Annotated in this window: 5 protein-coding genes; 3 read left to right on the top strand and 2 right to left on the bottom strand. The window is 37.9% G+C overall.

The window, feature by feature from the left end; all coding sequences use genetic code 11:
- Positions 1-490, bottom strand: a 490-nt coding sequence (locus ACESK1_RS11965; RefSeq protein WP_372920412.1) for a lysophospholipid acyltransferase family protein, incomplete at its 3' end; no start/stop codon positions are given.
- Between the two features lie 53 nt (positions 491-543).
- Here ACESK1_RS11965 and ACESK1_RS11960 point away from each other — a divergent pair.
- The gene (locus tag ACESK1_RS11960; protein WP_372920411.1) at positions 544-1,191 is read left to right on the top strand and encodes a rhomboid family intramembrane serine protease; all 648 of its coding nucleotides are present in this window, start codon (positions 544-546) and stop codon (positions 1,189-1,191) included.
- A gap of 46 nt (positions 1,192-1,237) precedes the next feature.
- Positions 1,238-1,924 carry an SIMPL domain-containing protein gene (locus tag ACESK1_RS11955; protein WP_372920410.1) on the top strand — a complete coding sequence of 229 codons (687 nt, stop codon included), beginning with the start codon at positions 1,238-1,240 and terminating at the stop codon, positions 1,922-1,924.
- Positions 1,925-1,994: 70 nt separating this feature from the next.
- Here the strand turns inward: ACESK1_RS11955 and ACESK1_RS11950 are convergent, their stop codons facing one another.
- Positions 1,995-3,116, bottom strand: a complete 1,122-nt coding sequence (locus ACESK1_RS11950) for a redoxin domain-containing protein (protein ID WP_372920409.1) — start codon at positions 3,114-3,116, stop codon at positions 1,995-1,997.
- A gap of 138 nt (positions 3,117-3,254) precedes the next feature.
- Between ACESK1_RS11950 and ACESK1_RS11945 the strand changes: the two genes are divergently transcribed.
- The coding region (locus ACESK1_RS11945; protein WP_372920408.1) for a GAF domain-containing protein at positions 3,255-4,995 on the top strand (1,741 nt) is incomplete at its 3' end.

Raw genomic sequence — 4,995 nt, 5'->3', positions numbered from 1 at the left:
CCCCATTAAATTTACCCCGAATGTCTCTTGCCATTTTGTCGAAATACGGGTTTTTTACCTTTTTGTAGATTCCAAATGCCTTATAGTCTACGCCATGTAGCTGAAGTGCGATCATCCATTCATAACTTGCATAATGCCCGCACATCGCGATAAGGCTTTTATCGAGTTTCTTGATTCTTTTAAATTCTTCCGGATTGGTAAATACAAAACGTTTTTTTAATTCTTCATCAGAAATGGAAATACTCTTGATCATCTCCAGGAAAATATCGCACATATGGCGATAAAATTTCAACGTAATTCTATTCTTTTCTTCCCGGGATTTTTCCGGAAAGACCAGATCAAGGTTTTCTTTTACCGTTTTCCTACGGTACCCAATTATGTAATAAACCAACACAAAAACCACATCAGATACAAGATAAAACAACCGGAAAGGAAGTATGGAAATGAACCAAAGCAGAGGATAGGTTAACCAGAAAACCAGGCGTTGCATAAGATAAGTTTCCGCAAATATATGGTATATTTGACATTAAACTAAATCCAGTTATGGGGGAACTACACCTTGTTACCATTATCATTATAGGCATAAATATTCTAATTTCTTTCAAAGGTTTTAAAGATGATTCATTTTTTCAGAAGTACAAATTCAATATTGGAGATCTAAAACGAGGCGCGAAATATCAGGTTTTCACTTCCGGTTTTCTTCACGTAGATACCACCCATTTGTTTGTGAATATGCTTACGCTTTATTTTTTTGCGAACGTGGTGATCTTTGGGATTGGATCAACCGGGTTTATATTAGTTTACCTTGTAAGTCTAATTCTTGGTAATTTGCTCTCATGGTTCTTTCATAAAGAGGAACTGCATTACAGTGCGGTAGGAGCTAGTGGCGCGGTGATGGGTGTGCTGTACTCGGCAATTCTTCTCCGACCGGATATGATGCTGGGATTGTTCTTTATAATACCCATTCCGGCTTATGTCTTCGGAATTGGTTATCTTTTGTATACCATTTACGGGATGAAGAGGAGACTGGGTAATATTGGTCATGATGCTCATTTCGGTGGAGCTGTGGGAGGTTATATCTTAACCCTTATCCTGGCGCCCTGGGTTTTTGAAAATCATTTGCTAATGGTTATCCTGCTTGCAGTTCCTATAATAATACTCTTTGTTCTACAAAAGATGGGAAAACTCTAAAGTGGTACTCTTCTTGATTCTTATGACCAAACTAAATCTATATACTATGAAAAAGCTACTTCTGCTTGTCGCTGTCTTATTGGGCATTGGTTTACAAGCCCAGGACGATAAACAAAACCAGGGAATTTTTGTTTCCGGAGAAGGGATCGTAAAAGTTGTTCCGGACCAGGTTGTTATTAAGTCTCAAATAGAACATGAGGGAGTTAATGCCAGCACGGTTAAAAATGAAAACGATCAAACTGCCGATGCAATCCTGAAATATCTTAGCTCTAAGAATATCCCCGAAAAGAATATTCAGACCAATTATGTGAACCTGAATAAAAGATATAATTACAACGATAAAACATACACTTATGTGGCCAGGCAAGCGATTTCAATCACCTTGGAAGACCTCGATAAATACGAGGAAATAGTGAGTGGATTGCTTGAAAATGGCTTGAATGGAATCAATGGCATTCAGTTCAAATCTTCTGAACTTGAAAAACATAAGACTGAAGCGCGAAAGAAAGCAGTTCTCGCAGCCAAAAAGAAGGCTGAAGAATTTGCCACTCCTTTGAATCAGGAAGTGGGCAAGGCATTTAGCATAAGTGAATCTTCAGGCAATAATTATCAGCCCGTATACAGGGTAGCCGATATGAAAATGAGTGAAGAATCCGGCGGCTCCCAGGAAACTATTTCTCCCGGGGAAATGGAGATTAGTGTCCAGGTAAATGTAGGTTTCCATCTGCATTAGAATTCTAAAAATACTGAAATTAAAAAAGCGCCTGTTAAGGCGCTTTTTGCTTTTATATATTGAAAGAAGATTATTCCTCGCCTAAAAGTTCTGCGATCTTATTTTCCAACTGCTGTCCTCTTAGATCCCGCGCTACTATAATTCCATCTTTATCCAGAATGAAAGCAGCAGGAATTGAGCGAATGCCATATTTCTGTGCCACCGGTTCATTCCAGAATTCAAGGTTAGAAACCTGGTGCCAGGGTAGTTTATCATCTTCAATAGCCTTAAGCCATTTATCTCTCTGGCCTGGACGATCCAGGGAAACTCCTATGACCTCAAGTCCTTTGTCGTGGTATTTTTCATAGATCTTAACAATATTCGGGTTTTCAACTCTGCAGGGTTTACACCAGGCAGCCCAAAAATCTATTAAGGTAACTTCTCCTCTGATGTCTTCCAGAGAAAGATCCTCACCTTCCGGGGTGGGAGCAGTAAAATTAGGGGCTTTGCTTCCAATGGCAACCGCACTTTCATTATCCAGTTTTTCTTTAAGAGCTTTTGCCAGAGAAGTCTGTTTTACATTTTCCCCGAGTTCAGCGTAAAGTTCTTTAATTTCTCCAACGGGAACCGTTTTCATGTTAATCATGTCCAGGAGGATCATTGCAGATACAAATGAATCTGGATTTTCTTTTATCATTTTCTTTTTGAAAACCTTATCGTTATCCATTAATTCAGCTTCGTTCTCCTGAAGTACTCTAAGTTGAGTTGAATCTCTTTGCTGGAATGCCTCTTGCATTTGCTGGCGTCCTTCTCCCACTTTCTCATTGGTTTGCTGAAGGTGATCCAGGTATGTTACCAGGGTCTGGTTTTCCTTTCCGCCATTCACTTCCGAAGATCTTAAACTGTCTTTATAAATTTCAAAACTTATAGGTTCATTTTCTGAAATAAAGATTACATTACCATTAAGGCCTTCTATTTCAACGAAGCTTAAATTGGGGTTTTCAACCTCGCCAGGATTTAGTTCAAATTTTTCATCTTTTATAGTGGTGGAATCTATTCTCTCAGGTCGGGAATTGGGATTCTGAAGTTCAGAAATATATACCATCTTTCCATCCTCTATACCTGCTGCCGTACCTTTAATAGAATAACCTTCATCTTCCTGACAGGAAACCGTAATTAAGGCCAAACCGGCTATGGCTAATAGTTTTTTCATAAATATTAATTTTAATTTTAGCAAAAATAAACAACTGTAATTAGAAGACTCTTCCATTTTAATAAAATATTGTTAATTTGAAGGATCCATAGTTTACTACTTTACATTAAATGTAATTTTACGCTATATTTTTAGGTAATGAAAGAACAAATAGGAGACTTTCCTTTAAAAATCAAGATAAGTTTTAAAAAAGTAATCGATGTTTATAAGGAGCAACTGGAAAACGGTATTGGAGGCATTTCCCGTGAATATATCGAAAATATCCTTGAGTATGTCGAGTCCTTTCCCCAGCTAACCGAAGGTATTGAAGACCCTGATGAGCTTACTGAATTAAGAGAGCCTATTAAGATCCTTCTGGATGATATCTTCCCGAGCATTTTAAGCAATAACGAGATCAAAACTGCATCTGTACCCTACCATAATATATTTTTTAACCGATCTAAGAGGTTGAAAGGTATAATGAAGGATGCGGGGAAAGATTTTAAGCTGGAGATGCGCAATATGGATGAGAATATGTATTACATCCAGGCTTGTATTCATATTTTAAACGATTACTATGGCTATGATATAGATTTCTCACGGCCTTTGTACTACGATATCCCCGACGAAAACGAAATCATGCGTCACTACCGTATCGCTATGAATGGAGATTTTGTGCATTTGGAACCCACCGAAAAAGCAAGGGAAATAAATGAGGGGGATGTAGATAGATTAATTCAGAATTTCGAGGATGTTTCAGTTTGGAAGGAAATGTTCCCACCTCAGAGCTGGATCTTCACCGGTTTTGTTATTCTAAACCTTACCGATGTAACTATGGATGAGGCCATTTCTGAATTAAAGACCACCTTGCTTTTTGAAAGAGCCTCACAAAAAGACGAATTGCTGAAACTTCAGAAGATATTCAGGTCTATTTATAAAATACCCGATCTAAAGGTTGGGTTTACGGTATACAACTCCCAGGATAATGTTTTTGAAAAAATGGAGAGCAAGGAGGCCCATAGTTTTATTCTGAACAAAAAGCAGGAAAGCGATTGTAAATCGGGTTTATGTGAAGAAGGTTTCAGAAAGTTATTTGAAGAACGAAGCTTCTTTAGTATCCCTAATGTGAAAGCTTACGCTCAGAAGAATAACAATAATCTGCTTTCTCAGCAACTGCTTTCCAATGATATAAAAAGTTGTATTCTGGCACCTGTAATTAAGAATAATAAGTTACTTGGGGTTCTGGAACTGGTTTCTACCCGAAAAAATGAACTCAACAGCATCAATACTATAAAGCTTGATGAGATCCTTCCTTATATTGCGACGGCTGTAGACCGAAACCGCACCGAATTTGAAAACAGGATAAAAGCGGTTATTCAGAGTGAATGTACTTCTATTCATCCCAGCGTACTTTGGGTTTTTGAAAAAGAAGCCAAGAAATTCATCAGGGATTTTGACGAAGATGGGCTGGCCTCATTTAAGGACATTGTTTTTAAAGATATTTTCCCTCTTTACGGTCAAATTGATGTGGTAGCCTCTTCAGAAGCCAGGAACAATGCTATTCAGAAAGATCTGCTCCACCAGTTAAAGCTGATAGTTGAAATTATAGACACAGCTTACGCGAAGGAGAAACTGCCTATTTATGAACAGGTGAAATTCAGGATTGCCGATTTCAGAAAAGAGCTAAAAGAAAGCCTGAATGCTTCCAGCGAACAAAAAGTTTTTAACCTTTTACAGAAAGAGGTGAATCCCATCATGTCTCATCTTAAAAAGCAATCGGATGAACTCAAGAAGTTGGTAAGTAGTTACCAAAAAGAGCTTAATCCCGAAACCGGAATTATATATAATCATCGTAAAAATTATGATGAAACCGTGCAACGTATCAACAGAACCATGTCAC

The organism is Salegentibacter sp., assembly GCF_041642575.1.
Taxonomy (GTDB): domain Bacteria; phylum Bacteroidota; class Bacteroidia; order Flavobacteriales; family Flavobacteriaceae; genus Salegentibacter.
This window is presented reverse-complemented; position numbering and strand designations above follow the sequence as displayed.

Bases quoted from the DNA above. Each gene is read 5' to 3' on its own strand.
- ACESK1_RS11960 (WP_372920411.1), top strand. From the start codon at position 544: ATGGGGGAACTACACCTTGTTACCATTATCATTATAGGCATAAATATT.
- ACESK1_RS11955 (WP_372920410.1), top strand. From the start codon at position 1,238: ATGAAAAAGCTACTTCTGCTTGTCGCTGTCTTATTGGGCATTGGTTTA.
- ACESK1_RS11950 (WP_372920409.1), bottom strand. From the start codon at position 3,116: ATGAAAAAACTATTAGCCATAGCCGGTTTGGCCTTAATTACGGTTTCC.